The sequence below is a fragment of the Rhodococcus sp. Chr-9 genome, from assembly GCF_000801125.1.
Classification (GTDB): domain Bacteria; phylum Actinomycetota; class Actinomycetes; order Mycobacteriales; family Mycobacteriaceae; genus Rhodococcus; species Rhodococcus pyridinivorans.
The window spans coordinates 1-313 of the sequence record NZ_JTIZ01000117.1 but is presented as its reverse complement, the minus strand read 5'-3'; the positions used below and the strand labels follow the sequence as shown (position 1 = coordinate 313).

Genomic DNA, 313 nt, shown 5'->3' with positions numbered 1-313 from the left:
TGAAGTTGGGATACAAGGCGTCGGCAGAGCAGTTCGGGCCGCGCGAGCTGGTGGAGTTGGGTGTGTTGGCCGAGGCGCACGGGATGGATTCGGCGACGGTGTCGGATCATTTCCAGCCGTGGCGGCACAACGGTGGGCATGCGCCGTTCTCGTTGGCGTGGATGACCGCCGTGGGCGAGCGCACCGAAAGGTTGCAGCTGGGCACGAGTGTGCTCACGCCGACGTTCCGGTACAACCCGGCGGTGATCGCGCAGGCCTTCGCGACGATGGGGTGTCTGTATCCGGGACGGATCTTCCTCGGGGTCGGCACCGG

General features: G+C 66.5%; 1 protein-coding gene. It reads left to right on the top strand.

Going from position 1 to position 313, the window contains the following annotated elements; all coding sequences use genetic code 11:
* A partial coding sequence (locus QR64_RS17935) for an LLM class flavin-dependent oxidoreductase (RefSeq protein WP_231912178.1) occupies nt 1-313 on the top strand: 313 nt, incomplete at both ends.